Source organism: Amycolatopsis sp. WAC 01416 (assembly GCF_003947485.1).
Taxonomy (GTDB): domain Bacteria; phylum Actinomycetota; class Actinomycetes; order Mycobacteriales; family Pseudonocardiaceae; genus Amycolatopsis.
In genome coordinates this window covers 293,797-320,034 of record NZ_QHHX01000001.1, presented here as the reverse complement: position 1 = coordinate 320,034, position 26,238 = coordinate 293,797, and the positions used below count along the sequence as shown (strand labels likewise).

The 26,238-nt window shown below is 68.5% G+C and carries 25 protein-coding genes; 12 read left to right on the top strand and 13 right to left on the bottom strand.

Annotated elements, in window-relative coordinates; translation table 11 throughout:
- Positions 1–22: 22 nt before the first annotated feature.
- Positions 23–967, bottom strand: coding sequence for a DUF5937 family protein (locus tag DL990_RS01595; protein ID WP_125797689.1), 945 nt, complete (start codon positions 965–967; stop codon positions 23–25).
- Between the two features lie 61 nt (positions 968–1,028).
- Here DL990_RS01595 and DL990_RS01590 point away from each other — a divergent pair, with 61 nt between their 5' ends.
- Together DL990_RS01590 and DL990_RS01585 are read left to right on the top strand one after the other, a co-directional pair.
- Positions 1,029–2,171, top strand: coding sequence for an MFS transporter (locus DL990_RS01590; RefSeq protein WP_125797688.1), 1,143 nt, complete (start codon positions 1,029–1,031; stop codon positions 2,169–2,171).
- A 33-nt stretch (positions 2,172–2,204) separates the two neighbouring features.
- Positions 2,205–3,707: an aldehyde dehydrogenase family protein gene (locus DL990_RS01585; protein WP_125784864.1), complete on the top strand. Its 1,503-nt coding sequence runs from the start codon at positions 2,205–2,207 to the stop codon at positions 3,705–3,707.
- A 102-nt stretch (positions 3,708–3,809) separates the two neighbouring features.
- Here the strand turns inward: DL990_RS01585 and DL990_RS01580 are convergent, their stop codons facing one another.
- Together DL990_RS01580 and DL990_RS01575 are read right to left on the bottom strand one after the other, a co-directional pair.
- On the bottom strand, positions 3,810–5,390 hold the full coding sequence (locus DL990_RS01580) for a GMC family oxidoreductase (RefSeq protein WP_125797687.1): 1,581 nt from the start codon (positions 5,388–5,390) through the stop codon (positions 3,810–3,812).
- A 105-nt stretch (positions 5,391–5,495) separates the two neighbouring features.
- The gene (locus DL990_RS01575; protein ID WP_125797686.1) at positions 5,496–6,284 is read right to left on the bottom strand and encodes a hypothetical protein; all 789 of its coding nucleotides are present in this window, start codon (positions 6,282–6,284) and stop codon (positions 5,496–5,498) included.
- A 66-nt stretch (positions 6,285–6,350) separates the two neighbouring features.
- Between DL990_RS01575 and purS the strand changes: the two genes are divergently transcribed.
- Positions 6,351–6,590, top strand: coding sequence for a phosphoribosylformylglycinamidine synthase subunit PurS (gene purS / locus DL990_RS01570; protein WP_125784867.1), 240 nt, complete (start codon positions 6,351–6,353; stop codon positions 6,588–6,590).
- Positions 6,587–7,264 carry a phosphoribosylformylglycinamidine synthase subunit PurQ gene (purQ, locus tag DL990_RS01565; protein WP_007032539.1) on the top strand — a complete coding sequence of 226 codons (678 nt, stop codon included), beginning with the start codon at positions 6,587–6,589 and terminating at the stop codon, positions 7,262–7,264. The genes purS and purQ overlap by 4 nt, the downstream gene beginning before the upstream one ends.
- Before the next feature lie 62 nt (positions 7,265–7,326).
- Here the strand turns inward: purQ and DL990_RS01560 are convergent, their stop codons facing one another.
- Together DL990_RS01560 and DL990_RS01555 are read right to left on the bottom strand one after the other, a co-directional pair.
- Positions 7,327–9,054, bottom strand: a complete 1,728-nt coding sequence (locus DL990_RS01560; RefSeq protein ID WP_125797685.1) for an ABC transporter ATP-binding protein — start codon at positions 9,052–9,054, stop codon at positions 7,327–7,329.
- The gene (locus DL990_RS01555) at positions 9,051–10,676 is read right to left on the bottom strand and encodes an ABC transporter ATP-binding protein (RefSeq protein ID WP_125784869.1); all 1,626 of its coding nucleotides are present in this window, start codon (positions 10,674–10,676) and stop codon (positions 9,051–9,053) included. Before DL990_RS01555 ends, DL990_RS01560 begins: the two co-directional genes overlap by 4 nt.
- A gap of 71 nt (positions 10,677–10,747) precedes the next feature.
- Here DL990_RS01555 and purL point away from each other — a divergent pair, with 71 nt between their 5' ends.
- Positions 10,748–13,078 carry a phosphoribosylformylglycinamidine synthase subunit PurL gene (gene purL / locus DL990_RS01550; RefSeq protein ID WP_370451229.1) on the top strand — a complete coding sequence of 777 codons (2,331 nt, stop codon included), beginning with the start codon at positions 10,748–10,750 and terminating at the stop codon, positions 13,076–13,078.
- A gap of 66 nt (positions 13,079–13,144) precedes the next feature.
- Here purL and DL990_RS01545 read toward each other — a convergent pair whose 3' ends face one another.
- From DL990_RS01545 to DL990_RS01520, 6 genes are all read right to left on the bottom strand, one after another.
- Positions 13,145–13,993 carry a hypothetical protein gene (locus tag DL990_RS01545; RefSeq protein WP_125797683.1) on the bottom strand — a complete coding sequence of 283 codons (849 nt, stop codon included), beginning with the start codon at positions 13,991–13,993 and terminating at the stop codon, positions 13,145–13,147.
- Positions 13,993–15,102, bottom strand: a complete 1,110-nt coding sequence (locus tag DL990_RS01540) for a pentapeptide repeat-containing protein (RefSeq protein ID WP_125797682.1) — start codon at positions 15,100–15,102, stop codon at positions 13,993–13,995. The genes DL990_RS01545 and DL990_RS01540 overlap by 1 nt, the downstream gene beginning before the upstream one ends.
- On the bottom strand, positions 15,099–15,884 hold the full coding sequence (locus DL990_RS01535; RefSeq protein ID WP_125784873.1) for a Twin-arginine translocation protein TatA: 786 nt from the start codon (positions 15,882–15,884) through the stop codon (positions 15,099–15,101). The genes DL990_RS01540 and DL990_RS01535 overlap by 4 nt, the downstream gene beginning before the upstream one ends.
- A 176-nt stretch (positions 15,885–16,060) precedes the next feature.
- Positions 16,061–16,906 carry a lysozyme gene (locus tag DL990_RS01530; RefSeq protein WP_125784874.1) on the bottom strand — a complete coding sequence of 282 codons (846 nt, stop codon included), beginning with the start codon at positions 16,904–16,906 and terminating at the stop codon, positions 16,061–16,063.
- 192 nt (positions 16,907–17,098) lie between these two features.
- Positions 17,099–17,914 (bottom strand): lysozyme, encoded by an 816-nt coding sequence (locus tag DL990_RS01525; RefSeq protein WP_199746181.1) that lies wholly within the window; start codon positions 17,912–17,914, stop codon positions 17,099–17,101.
- Between the two features lie 104 nt (positions 17,915–18,018).
- Positions 18,019–18,645 (bottom strand): type VII secretion system-associated protein, encoded by a 627-nt coding sequence (locus DL990_RS01520; protein ID WP_125785011.1) that lies wholly within the window; start codon positions 18,643–18,645, stop codon positions 18,019–18,021.
- 53 nt (positions 18,646–18,698) lie between these two features.
- Between DL990_RS01520 and DL990_RS01515 the strand changes: the two genes are divergently transcribed.
- Positions 18,699–19,079 (top strand): sterol carrier family protein, encoded by a 381-nt coding sequence (locus DL990_RS01515; RefSeq protein WP_034312575.1) that lies wholly within the window; start codon positions 18,699–18,701, stop codon positions 19,077–19,079.
- Positions 19,080–19,171: 92 nt separating this feature from the next.
- Here the strand turns inward: DL990_RS01515 and DL990_RS01510 are convergent, their stop codons facing one another.
- Positions 19,172–19,969 (bottom strand): SAM-dependent methyltransferase, encoded by a 798-nt coding sequence (locus DL990_RS01510; RefSeq protein ID WP_199746204.1) that lies wholly within the window; start codon positions 19,967–19,969, stop codon positions 19,172–19,174.
- 203 nt (positions 19,970–20,172) lie between these two features.
- Here DL990_RS01510 and DL990_RS01505 point away from each other — a divergent pair, with 203 nt between their 5' ends.
- From DL990_RS01505 to arfB, 6 genes are all read left to right on the top strand, one after another.
- Complete coding sequence (locus DL990_RS01505; RefSeq protein ID WP_125797681.1) at positions 20,173–21,051, top strand: helix-turn-helix transcriptional regulator; 879 nt, start codon at positions 20,173–20,175, stop codon at positions 21,049–21,051.
- Between the two features lie 285 nt (positions 21,052–21,336).
- On the top strand, positions 21,337–21,576 hold the full coding sequence (locus DL990_RS01500; RefSeq protein ID WP_005152616.1) for a DUF397 domain-containing protein: 240 nt from the start codon (positions 21,337–21,339) through the stop codon (positions 21,574–21,576).
- Entirely contained in the window at positions 21,560–21,961 is a 402-nt protein-coding gene (locus tag DL990_RS01495; protein ID WP_125784877.1) for a hypothetical protein, read from the top strand. Before DL990_RS01500 ends, DL990_RS01495 begins: the two co-directional genes overlap by 17 nt.
- Before the next feature lie 283 nt (positions 21,962–22,244).
- Positions 22,245–23,783 (top strand): amidophosphoribosyltransferase, encoded by a 1,539-nt coding sequence (gene purF, locus DL990_RS01490; RefSeq protein ID WP_125784878.1) that lies wholly within the window; start codon positions 22,245–22,247, stop codon positions 23,781–23,783.
- 37 nt (positions 23,784–23,820) lie between these two features.
- Entirely contained in the window at positions 23,821–24,891 is a 1,071-nt protein-coding gene (purM, locus tag DL990_RS01485) for a phosphoribosylformylglycinamidine cyclo-ligase (protein WP_125784879.1), read from the top strand.
- A gap of 48 nt (positions 24,892–24,939) precedes the next feature.
- The gene (arfB, locus tag DL990_RS01480) at positions 24,940–25,371 is read left to right on the top strand and encodes an alternative ribosome rescue aminoacyl-tRNA hydrolase ArfB (RefSeq protein WP_233598854.1); all 432 of its coding nucleotides are present in this window, start codon (positions 24,940–24,942) and stop codon (positions 25,369–25,371) included.
- A 5-nt stretch (positions 25,372–25,376) separates the two neighbouring features.
- Here arfB and DL990_RS01475 read toward each other — a convergent pair whose 3' ends face one another.
- Positions 25,377–26,135, bottom strand: coding sequence for a GNAT family N-acetyltransferase (locus DL990_RS01475; RefSeq protein WP_125797680.1), 759 nt, complete (start codon positions 26,133–26,135; stop codon positions 25,377–25,379).
- Between the last annotated feature and the right edge of the window lie 103 nt (positions 26,136–26,238).

The following is a 26,238-nucleotide window of genomic DNA, read 5'->3' as shown; positions in this document are numbered from 1 at the left end:
TTCGCGGTCGGTCATTTCCAGCCTATGCCCGGATCAGGGCGTCGCCAAGTTCGGTGCGCAGGTAGCGCACTTCGCGGCCGCGGCGCCGCGTGTCGAGCAGGCCCGCCGCGCGCATCGCGGTCAGATGCTGAGAGACGGTCGGCGCGGAGAAGCCCAGCTTGCGCGCCAGTTCGGTGGTGCTCGCGGGTTCGTTGAGCGTCGTCAGCAAGGCGGCCTTCGTCCGGCCGAGTACTCCCGCGAGCGCGTCGGGCGGGCGTTCGGGATCCGACCAGAGTTCGGCCACCCCGCGGGCCGGGTACAGCAGCGAAGGCTGCCACGGCTCCATCGTGATCACCCCGACCGAAGGCCACGCGAAGACGCCGGGGATCAGCAGCAATCCGCGTCGGTCGAGGTGGACGCGGCCGCGTTCCTTCATCTCGATCACCAGGACGTCGTCGACGAGCCGCACGCGCGGGTGGATGTCTTCGCATACCAGTGCGATTCCGCCGGCGGCCAGTCGTCGCGAGCGCTCCTCGATGTCGGCGACGAGGAAGCGGCGCATCCGTGGCCAGTGCGGCTCGACCAGCTCGGTCCAGGCGATCTCCATCTGGCCGGCCAGTAGATCTCTTGCCTCGGCGGGGTCTTCGGGCAGTCCGCTCAGGTCAGCGTCTACTTTGGACAGTTCGTGCGCGACCTGCTCCGGTGGCGTGCGGCGGATTTCGGCCAGCTGAGCGGACGCGGTGGTCTCCGGCCCGCTCGGCGGCGGGCTGAGGAAGTCGGTGATGTAGTGCCGCGCGCTCATCACCTTCGCGAAGCCGTCGATGGGCAGGTCCGGCAGTTTCGCGGCGGCCTCGCGCAGCCATGGCAGATGACTGGGATGCCCGCGCCGTCCGAGCAGCGTCTGCATCGCGCCCATGGTCTCGTCGAGCGGGGAGATGCCGAAGCGGACGCGGTTGGCGCTCTCGGCGGTCAGGATCAGCTCGATCATCGGATTAGGCTATGCCCTAATCAATGGTCGGCACCAGACTGTGTTCGGCAGTGTTCGTGGCATGACGTTGCTGCGTAATTCCGGGTATTGGCGCTGGTCGGCGGGGGTGCAGCTGAACCGGCTGCCCGGCATGATGGCGCCACTGGCCTTCACGGTGCTGACCACCGCGACGACCGGTTCGTACCGGCTCGGCGGGATCATGATGGCCGTTTTCGTCGCCGCCGAGATGGTCGGCGCCGTGCCGACGGGACGGCTGCTCGACCGCGTCGGCCCCGCGCGCGGTCTCGTCGTGCTGCTTCCGCTGGTCGCCGCGGGACTGTTCCTGCTGGCCGCGGTCGCTTCCGCCGGAGCCCCGGACTGGATGCTGCTCGCGCTGGCGATCCCGCCGGGGCTGGTCGCGGGCGGGTTGAACGGCGGTTTCCGGACACTGCTCGCCGCGACGGTGACCGACGAGGAACTGCCCAGGGCGGTTTCGGTGGACGCGATGATCCTCGAAGGCGTCATCGTCGGCGGACCGCTGCTGGTGGCGCTCCTGGCGACGTCCGGTCCGGTCGTCCCGATTCTCGCGATGGCCGTCGTCGCGCTGCTCGCGGCGTTGCTCGTACCTCGGCGAAACGCCCCCAGGGCTCCACAAAGGACAGTCGAGCGCCAGTCGATCCCGGTCGCCGCTTGTGTGCCCTGGCTGGCGGGATTGTTCACCGTCGGGCTCCTGCTGTCGACCATCGAGGTCGGCCTGCTGCCGCTCGTCCAGCGTCTCGGCGCACCCGACTCGGCGACGGCGATCGTCATCGTGGTGCTGTGCGGCGCCAGCCTCGGCGGGAGCGCGCTCTACGCGGCGCTGGGGAAGGCCGGCGATCCGCGGCTGTTCCTTGCCGGTTTCGTGCTCGGCGGGATCGTGGTTTCGGCGGGCTTCGGCTGGGCCGGGCTGCTCGGCGGGGTCGCGCTGATCGGGCTCTGCACCGGTCCGCTGATGGCGGTCTCGTCGGTCAATCTGCAGAAGCTGCTGCCGGAACGCCGCCGGTCGGAGGGGTTCTCGCTGGCCTTCACCGTGCAGGCGTCGGGCTTCGGGCTGGGCTCGCTGGCGATCGGGGTGCTGCCGGTCTGGCTGGCCCCGCTCTTCGGTGTCCTTGCGGCCCTCGTCTCCTGTGCGATGCTGGTGGCACGCCCCAGGCGAGCTATTGGCACGCCGTCAGTAACGTCGTAGCCTGGGCTTTGAGCCGAGACACGGGAGAAGTCGATGACCGCAGTCCAGCCGAAGCCGACCGCGCACAGCGTGGGGGAGACCTTCGATTCCCTCAGCCCGGCGACCGACGAGGTCGTGGGCACCTACCCGGTGCACACCAGGGAGGACGTTCGCGCCGCCATCGCCCGCGCGAAGGACGCCGCCGAATGGTGGGCCGGGCTCGGCTTCGACGGCCGCGCCGAACGCCTGCGCCGCTGGAAGGGCGTCATCACCCGCAGGCTGCCGCAGCTGTGCCAGGTCGTGCGCGACGAGACCGGGAAGCCGATCGCCGACGCCCAGCTGGAGAGCGTCCTCGCCATCGAACACATCGCGTGGGCGGGCAAGCACGCGCGCAAGATCCTCGGCAAGCAGCGCCGCGCGGCCGGGCTGATGATGTCGAACCAGGCGGCGACGGTCGAATACCAGCCGCTCGGCGTCGTGGGCGTGATCGGCCCCTGGAACTACCCGGTGTTCACACCGCTCGGCTCCATCGCCTACGCCCTCGCCGCCGGCAACGCCGTCGTCTTCAAGCCGAGCGAGTACACACCCGGCGTCGGGAAATGGCTGGTCGACGCCTTCAACGAGGTCGTCCCGGAATGGCCGGTGCTGCAGCTGATCACCGGCTTCGGCGAGACCGGCGCGTCGCTCGTCAGCGGAGGCGTCGACAAGATCGCCTTCACCGGTTCGACCGGCACGGGCAAGAAGATCATGGCCGCGGCCGCCGAGACGCTGACCCCGGTGATCATCGAGGCGGGCGGCAAGGACGCGGTCCTGGTCGACGCGGACGCCGACCTCGAGGCCGCCGCCGACGCGACCGTCTGGGGCGCGTTCTCCAACTCGGGCCAGACCTGCATCGGTGTCGAGCGCGTGTACGTCCACGAACGCGTGCACGACGAGTTCGTCGCGAAGGTCGTCGAGAAGTCGAAGGACGTGCGGGCCGGTTCGGACGCGGCCGCGCAGTACGGCCCGGTGACGATGCCTTCGCAGCTCGCGGTGATCAAACGCCACATCGCGGACGCCATCGAACGCGGCGGCAAGGCGCTGGTCGGCGGCGTCGACGCGGTCGGCGACCGCTACGTGCAGCCGACGGTGCTCGTCGACGTGCCGGAGGACTCCTCGGCGGTCAAGGAGGAGACGTTCGGCCCGACCGTCACCATCGCCAAGGTCCGCGACATGGACGAGGCCGTCGAGAAGGCCAACGACACGAAGTACGGCCTCGGTTCGACGGTGTTCTCGAAGTCGCGCGGCCTGGAACTGGCCGCCCGCCTGCGCACCGGCATGACGTCGATCAACGCGCCGCTTTCCTTCGCCGGTATCGCTTCGCTGCCCTTCGGCGGCGTCGGCGACTCGGGCTTCGGCCGGATCCACGGCCCGGAAGGCCTGCGCGAATTCGCCCGCCCGAAGGCCGTCGCGCGGCAGCGCTTCACCGCGCCGATCGTGCTGACGTCGTTCTCCCGCAAGGAAAAGACCGACGCGCTGGTGGCGAAGCTCATTACGGTGCTGCACGGGAAACGCTGACCTGCCGCTTGTCAACCCCCGCGCGCAATGAAGGGGCCTTTCATAGCAAATTTTGCTATGAAAGGCCCCTTCATTGCGCTTGCGAGGGCGTGAAAGGACCGGTCAAGCGCCCCGGATGAGGTCCGCGGCCTTCTCCGCCACCATGATCGTCGGCGCGTTCGTGTTCCCGCGCGGCACCACGGGCATCACCGACGCGTCCACCACCCGCAGCCCCTCCACTCCGCGCACCTTCAGCGACGGGTCGACGACGGCGTTCTCGCCCGTCCCCATCGAGCAGGTCCCGACAGGGTGGTACAGCGTCTGCGTCTTCTCGCGCACGTAGTCGGCCAGTTCGCTGTCGGTCAGGTCGTGGCGCTCCGGCAGGAACGGCTTGTCCAGGTACCGCGCGAGCGGACCGGACTTCCCGATCTCCACCAGTGCCCGCATCCCGGCCAGCATCTTCTCCATGTCCACGGACTCGGCGTAGTAAGCCGGATCGATTTCGGGCTTCCACAGGGGATTCGACGACTTCAACCGCAACCGCCCCCGGCTCGCGACGTCCACCAGGGTCGCCGCCGACGTGAAGCCGGGCACCGTCGGCTCGCGCATTCCGTTGTCGTAGAACAACGTCGGCGCGACGTGGATCTGCATGTCCGGCGGTGAGACGCCGTCCGCCGCGGGGAAGAAGGCGCCCGCCTCGCCGATGTTCGAGGCCAGCGGCCCGCGTTTGGTGAGCTGGTAGCGCACCAGTCCGCCCGGCGTCGCCGCGTCCACCAGGTCGGTGGTGCCGCGGGTCGACCAGATGATCCCGCAGGCGGGGTGGTCGTGCAGGTTTTCGCCGACACCGGGAAGCGCGGCCACGACGTCGATCCCGTGTTCCCGCAGGTGTTCCGCCGGGCCGACCCCGGAGAGCATCAGGAGCTGCGGCGAGTTCACCGCGCCGCCGCTCAGCAGGACTTCGGCCGACGCGCGCACCGTCGTCTCGACACCTTCGTCCAAATAGGACACACCGACGGCGCGGGTCCCTTCGAACACCACGCGCGTGGCTTGGGCGTTGGTCCGCACGGTGAGGTTCGGACGCGACAACGCGGGCCGCAGGTACGCGTCGGCCGTCGACCAGCGGCGGCCCTTCTTGCAGGTCACCTGGTAGACGCCGGCGCCTTCCTGTGACTCGCCGTTGAAGTCGTCGGTGCGCTTAAGGCCCCAGGCGACCGCGGAATCCACCCAGGCGTGGGACAGCTCGTGGGTGAAGCGGCGGTCCTCGACATGCAGCGGCCCGTCGGTGCCGTGCAGCGGTCCGCCGAGCCGCTGGTTGCCTTCCGCCCGTTTGAAGTACGGCAGGACGTCGTCGAAACCCCAGCCCTCGGCGCCGTGTCCGTCACGCCAGCCGTCGTAGTCCGCGCGGTTGCCGCGGATGTAGATCATCGCGTTGATCGAGGAACAGCCGCCGAGCGTCTTCCCGCGCGGCCAGTACAGGGTCTTGCCGGTGTGCTTCTGCTCGACCGTCTCGTAGTTCCAGTCCCACTTCGTCTTGAACAGACCGGGGAACGCCGCGGGGATGTGGATTTCGTCCGCGTCGTCCTCGCCGCCCGCTTCGAGCAGCAGCACCCGCGCTGACGGATCCTCACTCAGCCGGTTCGCCAGCACGCATCCCGCGCTGCCCGCGCCGACGATGACGTAGTCGAAGGAGTCCTGATCGGCCACGGTGCCTCCTGCTGCTGCTCACCCGGTGTTGGCGTGCTGCCAATGGGCTCATCTTCGCCCAGCGACGCGCTCCGAGCATCCCCCAGTCGAAGGACTGATGCGAGCTCAGTCGGAGTCGGGTGAAAAAGAAGCCACGCAGGGCCCGCCTTCGGCACTGTCGTCGGTCTCGATCCGCCCGGGCCGCCGGACGCCGTCGACCTCGCCCGCGAGATGCAGGATCGTCTGCTCGGCCGTGGTCAGCAGGTCGGCCTTCTCGACGGTGTACCTGGCCTCGCCGTGGATGATCTGCTGCACGCCGTCGCGGGTCGTGTCGGGCACCTTCTCGCACAGCACGGACAACGCCGCCGGGATGTCACGCGTGTTGATCGCGTCGACGAACTTGTTACCCGCCTCTTCCCCGGTCTTGACGTCGGGCCGCGGCGACGGCTTCGTCTCGATGCCCGGCAGCGGCTCGGGCTCGCCGCCGACCTTGGCGTCACGCACGCACCAGCCGCCCTCGCCGGGGATCATCGCGATCCCGACGGTCTGACCCGCGGCGGTGAACGCGGCCGAGTACTCCTGCGCCGCACGCTGGTGCGCGGGCGTGCTCAACTGTGCGCCGTCCGAGACGGCCATGGTCTGCTCGAAGGTGTAGGACCGCTTCGAGCGGATCGAGCACCAGAGCTGACTGACACGGTCTTCGGCGACGCCGTTCACGAACGACTGGCTCAGCTGCTCCGGCGTCGCGCGCGAGGTGGTGTCCGCCTTGGCCTTGAAGAACCCCGGCGAGACGAAGCCGGTGAACGCGACACCGCCCGCGATCAGGACGAAGACCAGCACGAGAGTGATCCAGAGCCAGGCCTTCGACTTCTTCGGCGGCGGGTTGTACCCGTACTGCGGTTGCCCGTAGGTCATGCGGCAACCGTAGTGAAGTAGGCTCGGGCGGTACCCACGACCTGCGTGAATAAGGAGCAGCCTGCCGTGGCCCGAGTCGTTGTCGACGTCATGCCCAAGCCCGAAATCCTCGACCCGCAGGGGCAGGCCGCGCTCGGCGCCGCCGGTCGTCTCGGCTTCACCGGGATCACCGAGATCCGTCAGGGCAAGCACTTCGAGATCGAGGTCGACGACTCCGTCGACGACGCGACGCTCGAAAAGATCGCCGAAGGATTCCTCGCGAACCCGGTCATCGAGCAGTGGACCATCAAGCGGGTGGACGCGTGAGCGCCCGCATCGGGGTCATCACCTTCCCCGGCACGCTCGACGACGGTGACGCCGCCCGCGCCGTCCGCTACGCCGACGCCGAGGCCGTGCCCCTGTGGCACGCGGACGAGGACCTGAAGGGCGTCGACGCCGTCGTCGTCCCCGGTGGTTTCTCGTACGGCGACTACCTGCGTGCCGGCGTCATCGCCCGCTTCGCACCGGTGATGTCTTCGGTGATCGAGGCCGCCCACAAGGGCATGCCGGTGCTGGGCATCTGCAACGGCTTCCAGATCCTGTGCGAGGCCGGGCTGCTGCCGGGCGCGATGATCCGCAACGCGGGCCTGCACTTCATCTGCCGTGACCAGTGGCTGCGCGTCGAGAACAACGACACCGCGTGGACCACCCGGTACGACAAGGACGCCGAGATCCTCATCCCGATGAAGAACATCGACGGCTGCTTCGTCGCCGAGCAGGCCACGCTCGACGAGCTGGAGGGTGAGGGCCGCGTGGTGTTCCGCTACGTCGGCGGCAACCCGAACGGCTCGCGCAACGACATCGCCGGCATCCGCAGCGAGAACGGCCGCGTCGTCGGGCTCATGCCGCATCCGGAGCACGCCATCGACGCCCTCACCGGGCCTTCCGACGACGGGCTCGGCATGTTCTACAGCGCGGTGGACGCGCTCGTCTCCGCCTGAGCGCGTGCAATGAAAGGCCCCTTCATTGCAAAATTTGCAATGAAGGGGCCTTTCATTGCACTTCAGGAGGCTGCGGCCACCAGAGCCGAGTAAGGCCCACCGGCGGCAAGCAGCTCCGCGTGCGAACCCAGCTCGGTCACCCGGCCGCCCTCGATGACCGCGACCCGGTCCGCCGCGGCCGCCGTGTGCAGCCGGTGCGCGATCGCGATCACCGTGCGCCCTTCGAGCACCGCGCTCAGCGACCGTTCCAGCTCCCGCGCCGAACCCGTGTCCAGCAGCGACGTCGCCTCGTCCAGCACCAGCGTGTGCGGGTCGGCCAGCACCACCCGCGCCAGCGCCAGCTGCTGCGCCAGCGCCGCCGGGACGGCGACCGCCCCGGCCCCGACCTTCGTGTCGAGCCCGTCCGGCAGGCTCGCCACCCAGTCCGAAGCCCCGACCGAGGCCAGCGCGGCCAGCAGCCGGTCGTCGGACCAGTCCCCGGCGGGCAGCGTGAGATTGTCCCGCAGCGTCCCCGCGAACACGTGCTGCTCCTGGGTCAGCAGCAGGACCTCGCCGCGCAGGACGTCGTCCGGCAGCGTCGACACCTCGGCGCCGCCGATGCGCACAGAACCCGAGGTCGGCGCCGACATCCCGGCCAGCAGCCGTCCCAGGGTCGACTTGCCCGCACCGGACGGCCCGACGATCGCCAGCCGTTCACCGGCGGGCACCCGCAGGTCGATCCCGTGCAGTACTTCGCGGTCCGCGTTGTAGCCGAAGCGCACGTCACGCACCTCGATGTCCTGGCCGCGCGGCGTCTCCGAGGCCGTCTCCGAAGACGGAGCGGGCCGCACACCAAGCAGCCGCCGCAGCGAAGCCCCGGCGACCTGCATGTCCGCGAGCCAGAACAGCGCCTCGTTCAGCGGACCGGTCATGACCTGCGAGTACAGCAGCATCGCGGTGATCGTGCCGAGTCCTTCCCAGCCGTTCGAGTAGGCGAGCAGGCCCAGCCCGAGCATCACCGGCACCGGCAGCACGTAGCTGATCTCCAGCGACGGGATCCACCGCATCTGCAGCGCCCGGATCTTGCGCTCGCCCAGCATCGACGCGTCGAGCCCGTCGTGCCCGGCGCTGATGCGGCGGCCGGTCAGGTTCAGCGCCTCGGCCGTCCGCGCGCCCTCCGCGGTCTCGTGCGTGGTGGACTGGAGCTCGGACCACTTGTCCAGCATCCGCCGCATCACGTCGGGGATCCGCCGCTGGTACCAGATGTTGACCGGCACCAGCAGCGGCAGCGCGACCAGCAGGCCCAGCGCCAGGAACGGCGACGTGAGCACCATCGCCACCACGGTGAACACCACCGTGACGGCGGCGATCAGGATTTCCGGCGCGCCGAACCGCACCGCGTGGTCGATGCGGCTGACGTCGGTGGTCGCCCGGCTGAGCAGGTCGCCGGTGCCCGCCGCCTCGACCGTCCCGAGCGGCAGGTTCAGCGCGTTGCCGACGAACTCCTCGCGGTTGCGCGCGAGGATCCGCTCGCCGAACACCCGCGCGCGGAGCCTGGCCAGCCCCTTGAACCAGGCCTGTGCGCCCAGCACCACCACGAACGCGACCGCGAGCCAGGTGATCGTGGTGGTCGTCGTGCCTCCGACGACCTCGTCCACCAGCACGCCCAGCAGCCGCGGCCCGGCCAGCCCGATCGCGGTCGCGACGCAGAACAGGCCGAGCATCACGGAGAACTCGCGTTTGTTGTCCCGCGCGGTCTCCTTGATCCACCGTCTGACGTCTTTCTTGTCTGCCAACGGCAGCTTCTTCATGCCGGTACTTTCGTACTCACGACCACATCGGCCACATGCGTCCACAGTGGACTCTGGCTGAACACGACGGTGGTCTTGCCGCGCCGCAGCTTCGCGACGCGTTCGGTTATGCGGGCTTCGGTGTGCGCGTCGACGGCCGAGGTCGGCTCGTCGAGCAGCAGGACGTCGGCGTCGGTCGCCAGCGCGCGGGCCAGGTTCAGCCGCTGCCGCTGGCCACCGGAAACCTCACGTCCGCGTTCGCCGATCACTTCGTCGACGCCGTTGGGCAGCGCGTCCACGATGTCGTCGGCGTCCGCCGCGTACAGCGCTTCGGTGATCTCGACCTCGCCGGGCTCGGTGGGGGCGACCTGTTCGCGCAGCACTCCGGAGAACCAGATGTCCTGGTTGTGCGCGAACACGACCCGCCGCCGCAGCTCACCGAGGGCGACCCGATCCACCGGAACCCCGCCGACGAGGGCAGGTTCACTCGGATCGGTGAACCGCGCCATCCGTGAAGCCACCGCTTCGGCATCGGCTCCGACGTCGATGACGGTCAGCTTCCCGGCCTCGGCCTTGATCCCGGTCGTCTCGTCGTACAGGTCCAGCGGGCCTTCCGGCAGCGGGACCGGGTGCTCCGGCTCGGCGAGCGTGCGTTCGGTGGAAAGCAGTTTGCACACCTTCCGCGCCGAAACCAGCGCGGCGCTCAGCACGCCCGCGAACTCGGTCGCCGTCGTCACCGGGATCACCAGGAACACCGAGACGCCGTAGAACGTGATCAGTTCGCCGACGCCGATGGTGCCGTTGATCGCCAGCTGCGCGCCCAGCCAGGTGATGACCACCGTGACCAGTCCCGGCAGCGCGACCTCGGCGCCCGCGAGCCACGCTTCGCTGCGTCCGACCTGGACACCGGCCGCCCGCACCCGCTGGCTGGAGCGGCGGAAGCGGTCGAGGAACTGCTTCTCGCCGCCGACGCCGCGAAGGATCCGCAGGCCGGAGACGATGTCCGCGGCCAGCGCGTTGACGTCGGTCTTCTCCTCGCGCTGCTTCGTCTGGCGCTTCTCCAGCGGCTTCAGCAGTGGACCGATGCCGACCACCGCCAGCGGGACGCCGACCAGCGCGACCACGCCGAGCAGCGGGGACGTCGACAACAGCGCCGTGGCGCACACGATGAACGCGATCAGCGAGCCGAAGGCCCGCCCGAGCACCTCGAAGGAATCACCGATCGGGTTGATGTCGCTGGTGGTGATCGCGACCACGTCACCCGTGGTGGTCGTGTCGCGCAGGTTCGCGCCCAGCTTCGCCGCGTGTTCGGTGGCGAGCCGCTGCGTCACCCCGGCGCCGTGGATCCAGCAGCCGTAGGAGGCGAAGTGCTGCACCGTGCCCGCGAGCGTCTGCGCGATCCCGAGCCCGGCGGCCGCGAGGCCCCACAACCAGACGGAATCGCCGTCGCCGCGGCCGATCGCGTCGATGCCCCGCCCGATCGCGACCGGCAACAGGGCGATCGGCAGCGACCACAGCGCACCGCTGATCGCCGAGACGGCGAGCAGCCCCGGGCGCGCGAGCATCATCCTGACGAGGTACCGCCAAGCGGTCGGCTTGGCGGGCAGGCGTAGTCGCGGAAGGGGATATGTGGCGGAAAGCACGATTGTCGACGTTAAGCGGATCGCCGTCGCGGGCGCGACCGATTTATGTGCAGGCGACCGCGAGCCGCCCTATGCGCTCGCCTACTCTTAAGGCCGTGGCGAACCCTGAGGTTGACACCGTGACCAGCACCGTTGACACCACTCAACGCGCCGAGGCGACCCCCGAACTGACCCAGCCGTACGTCGAGCTCGGCCTCGCCGACGACGAGTACGCCCGGATCAGGGAGATCCTCGGCCGCCGTCCGACCGACGCCGAACTGGCGATGTATTCGGTGATGTGGAGCGAGCACTGCTCGTACAAGTCCTCGAAGAAGCACCTTCGCTACTTCGGTGAGACCGCCACTCCCGAAATGAAGGAGAAGATGCTCGCCGGCATCGGCGAGAACGCGGGCGTCGTCGACATCGGCGAGGGCTGGGCGGTCACCTTCAAGGTCGAGAGCCACAACCACCCGTCCTACGTCGAGCCGTACCAGGGTGCCGCGACCGGCGTCGGCGGCATCGTGCGCGACATCATGGCGATGGGCGCGCGCCCGCTCGCGGTGGCGGACGCGCTGCGCTTCGGCCCGGCGGACGCCCCCGACACCCGCCGTGTGCTGCCCGGCGTGGTCGCCGGCGTCGGCGGCTACGGCAACTGCCTCGGCCTGCCGAACATCGGCGGCGAGCTGGTGTTCGACCAGAGCTACGCGGGAAATCCGCTGGTCAACGCCCTGTGTGTCGGCGCGATGCGCGTCGAGGACCTGCACCTGGCGTTCGCCTCGGGCAAGGGCAACAAGATCATCCTGTTCGGCGCGCGCACCGGCCTCGACGGCATCGGCGGCGTGTCCGTGCTCGCCAGCGACACCTTCTCGGGTGACGAAAGCTCGGGCGGCCGCAAGAAGCTGCCGAGCGTCCAGGTCGGCGACCCGTTCACCGAGAAGGTGCTCATCGAGTGCTGCCTCGAACTGTTCGCCCAGAAGCTCGTCGTCGGCATCCAGGACCTCGGTGGCGCCGGGCTTTCCTGCGCGACGTCGGAGCTGGCGGCCGCCGGTGACGGCGGCATGCACATCTACCTCGACCGGGTTCCGTTGCGCGCCACCGGGATGACCCCGGCGGAGGTGCTGTCCAGCGAGTCGCAGGAGCGCATGTGCGCGGTCGTCTCGCCGGAGAACGTCGAGGCGTTCATGAAGGTCTGCGAGAAGTGGGACGTCATCGCCACCGACATCGGCGAGGTCACCGACGGCGAGCACCTGGTCATCACCTGGAACGACGAGGTCGTCGTCGACGTCCCGGCGCACACCGTGGCGCACCAGGGCCCGGTGTACGACCGCCCGATCCAGCGTCCGTCCACACAGGACGCTTTGCAGGCCGACACCTCGGCGAAGCTGCCGCGTCCGTCCACTGCGGACGAACTGCGCGCCGACATCCTCAAGCTGATCTCGTCGCCGAACCAGGCGTCGAAGGAATGGGTGACCTCCCAGTACGACCGCTACGTGCGCGGCAACACCGTGTCCGCGCAGCCGTCGGACTCCGGCGTCATCCGGATCGACGAGTCGACCGGCCGCGGGGTCGCCGTCTCGACCGACTGCAACAGCAAGTTCGTCTACCTCGACCCGTACGAGGGCGCGAAGCTCGCGCTGGCCGAGGCGTACCGCAACGTCGCCACCAGTGGCGCGAAGCCGGTCGCGGTGTCGGACTGCCTGAACTTCGGCGCGCCGACCGACCCGGGTGTGATGTGGCAGTTCGAGCAGGCCGTGCACGGTCTCGCCGACGGCTGCGTCGAACTCGGCATCCCGGTCACCGGCGGCAACGTCAGCTTCTTCAACCAGACCGGTGACGTCGCCATCCTGCCGACCCCGGTGGTCGGCGTGCTCGGCGTGATCGACGACGTCACCCGCCGCATCCCCACCGGGATCGGCGCCGAGGCCGGGGAAACCCTGCTGCTGCTCGGCGAAACGCACGACGAGCTGGACGGTTCCGCCTGGGCGCGCGAACTGCACGGCCACCTCGGCGGCCGCCCGCCTCGCGTGGACCTGGCCCGCGAGAAGCTGCTCGCCGACATCCTCATCGCCGGTTCCCGCGATGGCATGATCTCGGCCGCGCACGACATCTCCGACGGCGGCCTGATCCAGACCCTCGTCGAGACCGTCCTCATCGGACAGTGCGGTGCCCGGGTCTTCCTCGACTCGGAGCAGGACCCGTTCGTGCAGCTGTTCTCCGAATCCGCGGGCCGGGTGCTGGTCGCCGTGCCGCGCACCGAGGAACTGCGGTTCACCGAGATGCTCACCGCGCGTGGCCTGCCGTGGCGCAAGACCGGCGTGGTGGACCCGGAATCGGGCTCGCTCGAACTCCAGGACATCACGGAGTTCACGCTGGACGAGCTTCGGGAGACCTGGGAGAAGACGTTGCCGGCGCTGTTCGACTGAAGCTGAAGTGGCCGTTCGGTACAGGTGGTCGTGAGTGGCGATTCGGGTTAGAACCCGAATCGCCACTCACGACATCTTTGAACCCGCCCCGAACTTGGCGCCCTCCAGCGAAGGCGGCTCCGCGAAGGTCGCCACGCTGAAGTCGACAGACGACTCGACGACGAGATCGTCCAGCGACACCTTGCGTTCGAAGCTCGCCCGCGTGAGTACGAACCCGCCGTGGATCGTCGCGTTCTCGAGCTGGAACTTCCCGGACAGCTGGGTGTCGGTGAGGTCGAGGTAGGTCAGCACCTCGCAGCGGTCCGCGCCGAACCAGCCGACCCGCCTGCCGAGCAGTCCCAGCTTGTCGAGTCGCGCATCGCTGAGGTTGAGCGAAAGCGTCGGCCCGGTGGTCCCGGCGTGGGGGAGGATGTCGCGGATCAGCCGTTCGGCCGCGCGCCGGACCAGCCGTTCGCGTTCCGCGGCTGCCCGGTCTTCGTCGCTCCAGCCGATTTTCTTGCCCGCCGCGACGTCGAAACTCGGATGTTCGAACGGCCGCCGCAAATAGGCGCACAGCACGTCGAGCACCGTCTGCCGGTACTCCGGACGCGTCCTGGCCAGTCCCGCGAGCGAATGCATCGCACCGACCCGGACCTGATCGGCCTCGTTGCCCAGCAGTTCGATCGACTTGGCGAAGCGCTCGTCGGAGATCCGGCTGCGCTCGATCTCGTGCCTGTCCTCTTCGGTCCGCCTTCGCCGGTCGTTGAGCCAGAGCCCGTAGAGCGCGGCGATCGCCCCGCCGGCGAGGGCGCCGGTCTTGAGCGCGTCACCGCGGCTGGTCGCGCGATCCATGAGCAGCCAGGCGGTGACCCCGACGAGCACCACGACCGAGGACAGCAACGTCCACAGCAGCGACGACTTGAGCAGGCGCTTCATCAGTCCTTCACCGTGAGCCGGGCACGGCCGTCCGGCAGGGTTTCGACGGTCCAGCCGTCCGGGAGTTCGTGGTCCCTCGCGGGTTCCACCGTCGTGTTGTACAGCGAAACCGTGCCGGGCGGCTCGCGGAAACCGAGATCCGCGAAGCCTTGGAACCGGGCGCGGTGCAGATCCAGCGTCCCCTTGAACCGGGAGCCGGCGAAGACGGCGTCCTTTGCGAAGACGCTGTCCTTGAAGGACGTCTCGCCCGCGAACACGGTGCCGCGGAACTCGGCGTCCTCGGAGAAGCGGACCCCGCTGAACCACGCGCGCTGTTCGAATTTGGCGTCATTGCACCGGAAGAAGCCGATCAGCTTCTTCGCGGCCGTTCCCGCGCCGGTCAGGTACACCGGGCCGAGGAACACGCAACCGGAGAGGTTGGTGCTGCTGTACAGACCGCCGTAGCGGAGCAGCAGCTTGCCGATCTTCCGCTCCGACAGGTCGAGATACTCCAGCACCGCGCCCGTCAGGTCGAGGTCGTATCCGGGCGTGCCCTCGGAATCCGCGGCCGGGAGCAGTTCCCCGATGAGCCGCTGGGCGGTCTGCCGCACCTGGAGCTCTTGCTCCTGCTCCGCTTTGCCACGTTCGGGCAGCTTGTTCCCGGGGCGTTTCGCCTCCTCTTCGTCGTACCGCGGATGTTCGAACGGCCGCCGCAGGTACGAGCACAGGATGTCCAGCACGGTCTGCGTGTAGATCGCCCGGCCGCGGGCCAGCCCGGCCAGTGCGTGCAGGGCCCCGACCCGCACCTGGTCGGCGTCGTGCCCGAGCAGTTCGACGGCCTTCGCGAACCGTTCGTCCGAGATCCGGTCGCGGTCCTGGTCGGCCCGCCGCTGTTCGAGTTCTTGCCGCTGTCGCTCGACTTCCTGCCGCCGCTCTTCGACCCGACGACGCCTGTCGTTGAGCCACAACGCGTACAGCGCGACGATGGCGCCTCCGGCGATGCCGCCGGTCTTCAGTGCCTCGCTGCGGCTGGTCGCCGGATCTGTCAGCAACCAGCCGCCGACCGCGAGCAGCAGGACGAGCGAGACGACGAACGTCCAGAGCAGCGGGGAGCGGAGCAACCGCTTCATCGGACCTTGGATACCAGCAGGGAAGAGACGCAGTAGGCGCTGCCCGATTGGCTTTGCGCGATCACGGTGCCCTTGGCGTCGGCGCCCTCGACCGTTCCGGTGATCTCGGCCATGACGATGCTGCTGGTGCCCTGGGTCTTCTTGACCTCGGCCGTGGAGCCCGGCGGCAGGAAGAGGTCGATCATGCTGCCCATGTTCGCCCGCCGGTTTTCACAGGCGAGGGCGACCGCGCCGGTCTTGTCGCCGCTGGAGATCTTGGCGAGGAAGTCCGTGATGACCTGGACGCCCTGAGGATCGCCGGCACCGCCACCGTTCTCCGAGCTCCTCGGAGTCCTGGTCGTGCTCGACTTCGGGCTGCTCTTCGGCGCGGAGGTCGGCGCGTTCTCGGACGACGACGCGGGCGGCGCGGCGGTGTTCCCATCGTCCTTGCTGAGCAGGAAGCCCGGCGCGACGAAACCGGTGACACCGAAGGCGACCAGCACGACCACGCCGATCACGATCCCGATGATCAGTCCGGTCTTGCTCTTCTGCGGCGGCGGGCCGCCTTGGCCCTGCGGGTAACCCTGGTTGTTCGGGTCCCAGCCCTGCTGCTGGTACTGCTGGTTCGGGTCCCAGCCCTGCTGGGGCTGCTGCTGGTACTGCTGGGTCTGGTCCCAGCCCTGCTGCTGCCCGTACTGCTGAGGCTGACCGTACTGCTGGGTCTGGTCCCAGCCACCCGGCTGCGGTTGCTGTCCCTGGGGGTCCTGGCCGTAGGGCTGGCCTGGCTGGGGTGGGTAGGTCATCGGTCTCGCCTTCCGTACTGGGGCCTGAGGCTGGAGATCAGACGACCGGCGGTCAGCGCTGGTTCCGGATCCGCCCATGCCAGGGATTTCTGCTCGGAAGGTACCTCGCTTGAAAGCGGCGTTGAAAAACGGCTCCCGGCCGAGGCCGGGAGCCGCTCTTCAACGGAATGCGCAGCTCAGCCGTTGGCCAGTGCCTGCAGACGGTCGTAGGCGCCGTTGAAGGTGTTCTGGTCGAGCGGGCTGGAGGTGTACTGCCACACGGTGTAGAAGCTCCAGCCGTACGGCAGCGTGCCCACGGTGGAGGCGTACCGCGCGATCCACAGCGGGACGGTGCCACCGAAGTTCTGCGACGTGCCGACGCAGGTGCTCCACCAGCTCGTCGAGGTGTAGATGACGGGCCAGCGGCCGGTGCGTGCCTTGTACCGGTCGTGGAACGCGCGGATCCATGCCCCCATGGAAGCCTGGCTCAAGCCGTAGCAGGTGGCGCCGTACGGGTTGTACTCCATGTCCAGCGCGCCCGGCAGGGTCTTGCCGTCCTTGGACCAGCCACCGCCGTTGTTGATGAAGAAGTCCGCCTGCGCCGCACCGCTCGAGACGTTCGGCAGGGCGAAGTGGTACGCGCCGCGGATGAAGCCCTGGTTGTAGGAACCGTTGTACTGCTGGGCGAAGTACGGGTTCTTGTAGCTCGTGCCTTCGGTGGCCTTCGTCCACACGAAGCGCTTGCCCTGACCCCACCAGTAGGCCCAGTCGACGTTCTTCTGATAGCTGGCCACGTCCATGCCCGCGACGGTCGCGAGCACCCCGGCCTCGGGCTGCGGCTGCGCGGCCTTGGCCTTCGATTCCGGGGTGGAGGTGTCGCCTTCCACGCGCCGGATCTGCGATCCGATCGTGTGGTCGTTCTGCTGAAGATCCTGTTCGATCGACATGATCTCGGGGGACGGGGCGGCCGACGCCTGGACCGTGCTGCCGAGCAGGAGCAGCGCGGAGCCGACGGCGATGGTGATTCTTCGGGAAGTGCGCATTACGACAATCCCTTCACGGATAACCCTCGCTGAGGACGGCGACCTTGCAGGTGGTAGCCGTCCGGGCACGATTGTTGACGATGAGTGCCGGGTTTGTCACTAACTTCCGTGAAATTTGTACTACGCGTGGGTGATTTTCATTTCCAACAAGGTCGGGTTATGTGATCTTGTAACGCCCGGTCGGGTGAGCGCTCAGCCGACGGCCAGCGCGCGCACCCGGTCGACCGTGCCGTTGAACCAGTTCTGGTCGCCGGGCAGGCTGCCCTTGTTCGAGAACTGCCAGATGGTCTGGTGTTTCCAGCTCGCGGGCAGCTCGCCGATCTCCGTGTTGTAGCGCGCGAGCCACAACGGGTTCTGCCAGAACACGGTGCTGTTGCCGGTGCAGCGCTTCCACCAGCTCGTCGACGTGTAGATCGCCGGATGCCGCCCGGTCCGCCACAGATAGGTCTCCGCGAACGACGCCATCCACGCGACCATCTGCCCCGGCGTCTTGCCGTAACACGTTTCGCCGTAAGGGTTGTACTCGACGTCGAGCGCGCCAGGCAGCGTCTTGCCGTCGCCGGACCAGCCGCCGCCGTGGTCGACGAAGTAGTGCGCCTGCGCGGCGCCGTCCGAAATGTCGGGGCGGGCGAAGTGGTACGCGCCGCGGATCAGGCCGACGCCGTAGGAACCGTTGTACTGCTGGGGGAACCGCGGGTTGACGAAGCCGGTGCCTTCGGTCGCCTTCACGTAGACGAACTTCGCGCCGGTCCTGGCGGCACCGGGCCAGTCGACGTCGCCTTGATGTCCGCTGACGTCGTGGCCGAGCGTCTGCGCTTCGCCGCCGTACAGCGGCCCCACCGACACATTGACGCCTTCGTGCAGCGCGATCTGCGAACCGGCGTAGTGCTCCTCCGCCCCGTCGTATCGGGGCCCGCTTTCACGTGCGACGGCGGGGGTCTGCGCGAGCAACAGAACCCCCGCCGCGAGGACGGCCCCCCAGCCTTTCGAACACACTCTGCGACTCATCACGTCGCCACGATCCCCCTCGGAAAGAGAATCAGCGACTCGAACATCACCCGAAAGAGTGGCCTGCAACCCGAAAAAATTGGGCCGAGTGGGTTAATCGGGCCTCAACGACGCTCGTCCAAAAGGGCTTTGTCGAGGTGCTCCGAGGGGATGATCGCGGTGAGCCGGTCGTGCGGATTGATCGTCACGGGGTGCCCGGCGAGCAGCGGGACCATGTCCCGGCCAAGCACCGCGCGGGCGTGCGGCCATTCGCGCGGGACCAGCGCCTTCGCCGTGTAAGCAGGCACGAGCACCTTGCCGTCGGTGTTGTGGAAGCCGATCACCGTGCGCTGCACCGGGGAAAGCGCGTAGACGAACAGCGTCGAGTCGAGGATGACCCGGGGCAGATCGGCGGCCGGGCGGTGGTTCGTGCGCACCAGCTGGAGCAACTGCTCGAGTTCGTTCCGCGGCTCCGGGAAGCCGAGCGCCTTCGGCGAGGGGCGGTAGCGGTCGTTGGGGTGGAAGTCCTCGACGATCTCGCCCGCGCCGTTCACCGGGTAAGCGCCGACGACCGCCCAGGACGGCACCGGGCCGTCGGGATCGAAGGCCTCGTCGATGACATAAAGCCAGCTGTTCGGGTTGGCCTTCGCGTTGGCGCGCATCTCTTCGGTGATCTTCGGCTTGGCCTGTTTCCGCTTGCCCGCCGGGCTCGACGCCAACCGATCCGCCTCGTCCCGCTGCGCCATCGCCATCCCCACGTTCCGGGTGCCTGAAGGTTTGTTCGCGCTCACTCTACTGTTCTCCCATGGCCTCTTCGCGTTCGGTCGACCCCGCTGAGTTACGTGCCGCGATCGCGGCGATTTCCCCTTGGTTGAGCGGATCCGGTCCGGAACCGGCCCGTCCGGAGCTGGCCGCGGCGGTGCGGCTGAGCCTGCGGACGCTGGCCGGGGACGCCCCGGGGAAGAGTGTCGAAGTGCGGGTGCCGCCGTTCGCGGCTGTGCAGTGTGTCGAAGGATTGCGCCATACGCGCGGGACGCCGCCGAACGTCGTCGAGACGGATCCGCGCACGTGGCTGGAACTGGCGACCGGGCTGCTCGGCTGGGCCGACGCCGTCGAATCGGGGCGGGTCACCGCCTCCGGGAGCAGGGCCGATCTGGCTCGCTGGCTGCCGCTGGTGCGCCTCTGAACCTCGGGCTCGCGCGTGAGATGAAAGGCCCCTTCATTGCAAATTTTGCAATGAAGGGGCCTTTCATTGCGGCCGCGAGGGCCTCGAAGGGCTTAAGCCTTCCGGCCGATGCCGCCCGAGATCGTCCGCTGAGCCGTGTTCAGCTCCTTGATCCGCGGGCCGTCCGGCCACCAGTCGGCGCACAGCTGGACGCCCGGCTCGACCATCTCGAGGTCGTGGAACAGCTCCTCGATCTCGGCCTTCGTGCGGAAGGTGCCAGAGCCCATCGGGCTGTGGATGAAGAAGTCCTCCATCTTGCGGGCGATCTCGGACAGGTCGTCCTGCGGGTCGGAGAAGTGCGAGATCGCCACGTACGAACCCGACGGCAGCGCGTCGATGTACTTCCGCATGATCTTGGCCGGTTCGTCGTGCGGCCCGTTGTAGTGGTGCAGGGTCCCGAGCTGCAGCAACGCGATCGGCTGCGTGAAGTCGATGTGCCGCCGGATGTCCGGGTTGTCGACGATCCGCTCCGGCTCGAAGATGTCGTCCGACACGAAGTGCGTGTTCTCGTTCTCTTCGAGCAGCGCGCGCCCGTGGGCGAGGACGACCGGGTCGTTGTCGACGTAGACGACCTTGATCTCCGGGTTGATCCGCTGCACGACCTGGTGCGTGTTCTCGGCGGTCGGGAGGCCGGATCCGAGGTCGAGGAACTGGGTGATGCCCGTCTGGCTGGCGAGGAACCGGCACGCGCGGATCAGGAAGCCGCGGTTCTCGGTCGCCAGGTCCTGCGCCTCGGGGGCCGCCTGCTGGACTTTGCGCAGCACCTCCCGGTCGATCTCGTAGTTGTCCTTGCCGAGCAGGAAGGCGTCGTACACCCGGGCGATGCTGGCCCGGGTCGGGTCGACACCCACGGGCACTCGTTCCGTCCGGGTCGGGGCGTCGGGCATCTTGAACCTCACAAAACTGTGTCGGAAGTCTCGGGCTCTACGTAGAGTAGAACCACGTACGCGAGCGGTAAACCGAGCCGTCCCTGTCGTGTCGAGGTCCAAACGTGTACTTTCAGTAATCGGCTTGTTCCCCCTGTGAGTGTCGTCTTACGAAAGGTCCCCGGTCGATGAACGCGGTCACCCCGCCTGGCGGTGAGCAGTCCCTGGGTCCCACCGCGCGGCGGATGATCCTCGGCTCTCAGCTCCGGCGGATGCGTGAGGACGCGGGCATCACGCGCCAGGAGGCCGGCTACAGCATCCGGGGTTCCGAGTCGAAGATCAGCCGTCTCGAGCTCGGCCGCGTCGGCTTCAAGGAACGCGACGTCGCCGATCTGCTGACCATGTACGGGATGACCGATCCCGGTGAGCGGCAGCAGTTCCTCGACATAGTCAAGGAGTCGAACGAGCCGGGTTGGTGGCGCCGCTACGGCGACCTGATGCCGAGCTGGTTCAACGACCTCGTCGGACTCGAAGAGGCCGCGGCCCGCATCCAGGTGTGGGAGCCGCTGTACGTCACGGGTCTGCTGCAGACCGAGGACTACGCGCGGGCGATCATGAGCCACGGCCGCAAGGACATGGTCAACGAGCAGATCGACCGCCGGGTCGCGCTGCGGATGCGGCGGCAGAAGATGCTGTCCCGGCCGGACGCGCCGCGGTTGTGGCTGGTGCTCGACGAGTCGGTGCTCTACCGCCCGATCGGCGACCGCGAGGTGCTGAAGGCGCAGATCGACCACCTGCTGGAGATGATCCAGCAGCCGAACATCTCGGTGCAGGTCCTCCCGTACGACCGGAGCGGCTACTCCGCCGACAGCGCGTTCTCGCTGCTCAGGTTCGCCGAAGAGGAACTGCCGAACATCGCCTACACCGAGTACCTGACCGGCGCGCACTACATCGACAAGCGCGACGAGATCGAGCGGTACAGCCGGTCGCTGGACATGCTCGCGGTCGACGCGGAGACGCCGGACCGCAGCCGCCAGATGTTGCTGAAGCGCCGCGCCGAAATCTGAGCCACTCACCGTTGTGGTGTTCTCCAGCTGTCCCGGTGTCGGCAGGGGTTTCCTTGTCTTCAGCCGAAAGTTCGACCACAAGCGGTAGTTGTTCACCCATCGGGGGCTGCGCTCGTCACGCTTTGGTGGGATGGTCGAGGACTTAAGTCATCACCACACGCGAGTTCTGCAAAAACTTCTGCACGTGCATTTACCGCTGCAGTCACACGTGCTAACTTTGGGATCACAGGCAAATGCACATGCAGATGCATCGCCCGAAGTCTTCTGTCGGGGAAGGTGGGGACAATGGCTGAACAGTTCGACAACGGCATCCCGGCCGATCGTCTTACCGGTGCCCAGTGGCGCAAAGCCAGCTACAGCAACGCCATCGGCAACTGCGTCGAGGTGGCACCGCTCGCGTCCGGCGAGATCGCGATGCGCAATTCGCGCTTCCCGACCGGTCCGGCCCTGATCTACACCCAGGCTGAGATGGCCGCGTTCCTCGCGGGCGCCAAGGACGGCGAATTCGATGACGTTCTCGGGTGACACCATCACCGCGGAAATCACCGACATCGAAAGCGGCCTGCAGGAACTGATCCACCGCGGGTACCAGTTCGTGCACCCGTGCGACGCGAACGGCGAGGTCATGGCCGTGGTCGGCGTGCGAGTCCACGACAACGTGGTCGACGTGGTCCGGCTCAACGCCGAGGACGACGTCGTCGCGACCCGCATGCCCGGTACCGAGGAGGACATCCTCGAGCCCGCGGTCTGGCTGTGGCGGTTCGCCGGCGACGCGGCGACGGTGCTGACGGCACTGCTCGCGCTCCCGGACGAGCGGACTCCCGGCTCACTGTGCCTTCCGGAGACCGCGGCCAAGGGCTGCTGGGTCCCCGGCCGTGGCGGCACCTCCAAATGGCTCGCCGCGGGCTGATTTTCCGGGGTGCAACCCCGGGCCTGCCCGGGGGACACGCCCCCGGACCCCCATCTCGGTCCGGTTGCCGAGTTCGCTTCGGCACCACCAAGCACAGTCGATCGCCTCTGTCGAGGGGGAGCGGTCGGCTGGTCGGGGGTCGTGAGTGCCGGGCCTTGACACCCGCTCGTCACTCACGGTCATCACTCGAAGCGTGTCCAGTGCCACGTCGCGCGGCGCGTTGATCTCCGGCTCACCGTTTAGACTGGTGGTGGCCTGCCCTCTTCTCCCTGGGAGCACCTCGGTGGTTTCCGACCCGTCCGTCGCCGGACAGCCCGTGACCGACCAGCCCGATCCGGAACCCCGCGAGGAATGCGGCGTCTTCGGTGTCTGGGCGCCCGGAGAAGAGGTCGCGAAGCTGACCTACTACGGGCTCTACGCACTTCAGCACCGCGGCCAGGAGGCGGCCGGCATCTCGGTCTCCGACGGTTCGCAGATCGTCGTCTTCAAGGATCTCGGCCTGGTCAGCCAGGTGTTCGACGAGCAGGTCCTGCAGTCGCTGCAAGGACATATCGCCGTCGGCCACTGCCGCTATTCGACCACCGGCGCGACCATCTGGGAGAACGCGCAGCCGATCTTCCGCACCACCGCCACCGGCAGCGGCCTGTCCTTCGCGCACAACGGGAACCTGGTCAACACCGCCGAACTGCGGGATCGCACGGTCGAAGCCGGCCTCAAACCGCACGCCGGCCTGACCGGTTCGTCCAGCGACTCCGACCTGGTGTGCGGGCTGCTCGCGGCCAACGCCGCGGACAAGGGCATCGAAGCCGCCGCGCTGGAACTGCTGCCCACCCTCAAGGGCGCCTTCTGCCTGGTCTTCGCCGACGAGTCCACCCTGTACGCCGCGCGCGACCCGCACGGCGTGCACCCGCTGGTGCTCGGCAGGCTCGAACGCGGCTGGGTGGTCGCGAGCGAGACGGCCGCACTCGATATCTGCGGTGCTTCGTTCGTCCGCGAGGTCGAGCCCGGTGAGCTCATCGCGATCAACGCGGAGGGCCTGCGTTCCTCGCGGTTCGCGAACCCCGACCCCAAGGGCTGCGTCTTCGAGTACGTCTACCTCGCGCGCCCCGACACCTCGATCGCCGGCCGCAGCGTGCACGCCACCCGCGTCGAGATCGGCCGCAAACTCGCCGCCGAGCATCCGGCCGACGCCGACCTGGTCATGCCCGTGCCCGAATCCGGCACCCCTGCCGCCATCGGCTACGCGCAGGGCTCCGGCATCCCCTACGGCACCGGCCTGGTGAAGAACGCCTACGTCGGCCGCACCTTCATCCAGCCGTCGCAGACCATCCGTCAGCTCGGCATCCGGTTGAAGCTGAACCCGCTGCGCGACGTCATCCGCGGCAAGCGGCTCGTCGTGGTCGACGACTCCATCGTCCGCGGCAACACCCAGCGCGCGCTGGTCCGCATGCTGCGGGAGGCGGGCGCGCTCGAGGTGCACGTCCGCATCGCGTCGCCGCCCGTCCGCTGGCCGTGTTTCTACGGGATCGACTTCGCCTCGCGCGCCGAACTGGTGGCCAACGGCGTCGATCTCGACGGCATCCGCCGCTCCATCGGCGCGGACACCTTGGGTTACATCTCCCTGGACGGGCTGGTCGCGGCTTCGGAGCAGCCGAAGTCGCGGTTGTGCACCGCGTGCTTCTCCGGCGAGTACCCGATCGCGCTCCCCGAAGACGCGCTGATCGGGAAGCACCTGCTGGAGAGCCTGGACTCGGTCAATGGCGCGGCGAAGCCCGTCAGCCCCGCCGGGTACGGTGCTGAGGACGCCATCCGGCGTCCCTAGCCCGATTTCCTTTCTTCCAGAGTTGGAGTCCGCTTCCGTGAGCGAGTCCACGAGCGCCACGTACGCCGCCGCCGGCGTCAGCATCGACGCCGGTGACAAAGCCGTCGAGTTGCTCAAACCGCACGCCGAGAGGGCCACGCGGCCCGAGGTGATGGGCGGGGTCGGCGGTTTCGCCGGGCTGTTCTCCCTGAAGCTGGACAAGTGGAAAGAGCCGGTGCTCGCCTCGTCGACCGACGGGGTCGGCACCAAGATCGCCGTCGCGCAGGCGCTCGACAAGCACGACACGGTCGGCATCGACCTGGTCGCGATGGTCGTCGACGATCTGGTCGTCACCGGCGCCGAGCCGCTGTTCATGCAGGACTACATCGCCGTCGGCAAGGTCGTGCCGGAGAAGATCGCGGCACTGGTCGGCGGCATCGCCGAAGGCTGTGTCCAGGCGGGCTGCGCGCTGCTCGGCGGCGAGACCGCGGAGCACCCCGGCCTGATGGGCGAGCACGACTACGACCTTTCGGGCACCGGTATCGGTGTCGTCGAGGCGGCGAACGTGCTCGGCCCGGAGCGGGTCCGCCCCGGTGACGTCGTCCTCGCGCTCGGCTCGTCCGGCCTGCACTCCAACGGCTACTCGCTCGCCCGGCACGTGCTGCTGGAAATCGCGCGCATGCCGCTCGACGGGCACGTCGAGGAGTTCGGCCGCTCGCTCGGCGAGGAGATGCTGGAGCCGACCAGGATCTACGCGAAGGACTGCCTCGCGCTGGCGGCCGAGGCCGATGTCCGCACGTTCGCGCACATCACCGGCGGCGGCCTGGAGCAGAACCTCGCCCGCGTCATGCCGCGCGGCCTGGTCGCGCGGCTCGAACGCGGCACCTGGACCCCGGCGCCGGTGTTCGCGCTGATCGGTCACCGCGGCAAGGTCGAGCGCGCCGAACTGGAGAAGACGTTCAACATGGGCGTCGGCATGGTCGCGATCGTCGGCGCCGACGACGTCGACCGGGCGCTGGCGATGCTGACCGCGCGGCACGTGCCGGCGTGGATCCTCGGCGACGTGCAGCCCGCGGAAGACCCGGACGGCCCCCGCGCCGTGCTGTCGGGCGACCACCCGCGCTTCTGACTCCGCACAGTCAAAAACAGGCTTGGGCCCGGATGACACACTGGGCTTGTGGCTGATGACGTGGTGGTCGGCACCCGGTTCGTGATCCCGGGTACCGAATTGAGCGAACGGTTCTCCCGGTCGTCGGGTCCGGGTGGGCAGGGCGTGAACACCACGGACTCGCGGGTCGAACTGTCCTTCGACGTGGCCGGTTCGGCTTCGATCCCGGACCATCTCCGGGCCCGGATGCTGGACCGGCTTTCGTCGCGCCTGGTCGATGGCGTCGTCACGATCACCGCGTCCGAACACCGCTCCCAGCTGATGAACCGGGAAGCCGCGCGTGCCCGGCTGGTGATGCTGCTGCTGGACGCGTCGGCGCCACCGGCCGCCAAGCGGCGTCCCACCAAACCTTCACGAGGTTCGAAGGAACGCCGCCTGGCGTCGAAGAAACGCCGCGGCGAGGTCAAGAAGTCACGCCGAGGCCGCTTTTCCGAAGAATGACAGGCTCAGCCGACTGACAGATGCACGCACTCGGCCGCGGTCTTGAAACCGACCCGGCCGTAGACGCGTTCCGCCTGCCCGGCACCCGGCGTCAGGAACACCGACCGGCCGCCGCGCGCGTGGGCTTCACGCGTCAGGTACTCGGTCATCGCCGCGGCGATCCCGTGGCTCCGGTATTCCTCGATCACTCCGATCCCGGCGATCTCGGTCGCGCCCTCGAGGATCGGGGTCGCGACCCCGCCGCCGACGACCTCGCCGGTCTCGGTCACGGCCATCACCGAGAGGGTCTCGCCGCTCAGCTGATCCGGCGACGGCTCGACGTGCTCGCCGGGGTCGGGCTCGCCGAACGCCACGTTCTGTGCCCGGATCATCTGCCGGAGTTCGGCCGGTGTCTTCGGGCTGACGAGCGTGATCCCGGTGGGAACCGGCTGTTCGGCGACCTGCCCCGGAGTGCAGATCATCAGCGGAACCCGTCGCTCCAGCGTGTAACCGCACTCGACGAGCACGGCCTCCGCGGCCGGAACCGCTTCGGTGAGGAACTCCAGACGCGGCACGAGCCCGCGCTTACGGAACGCCTCGGTGAGTGCGGCGACGTCGTCCTCGGTGGGGACGGCGCCGTCGTCAGGGATCGCGTAGTTGAGGAACATGTGGTCGTTCCCGGTCGTGAAGGTCGCCAGGAACGGCCCGATCCGCTCGGTCTCCCGGAACTTCGCCGCGGTGAGGCGAATGTAGGACTGCAAAGCACGAATCGTCTCGGAAAGCACTGGTGGAAAGCCTTTCGGGCAGAAGAAAGAGACGCACGGGAGGACCCGCGTGCGTGTGGAGCTGGCGTGTGCGCCGGCTAGCTCGTGCCGACGCCACCGAAGG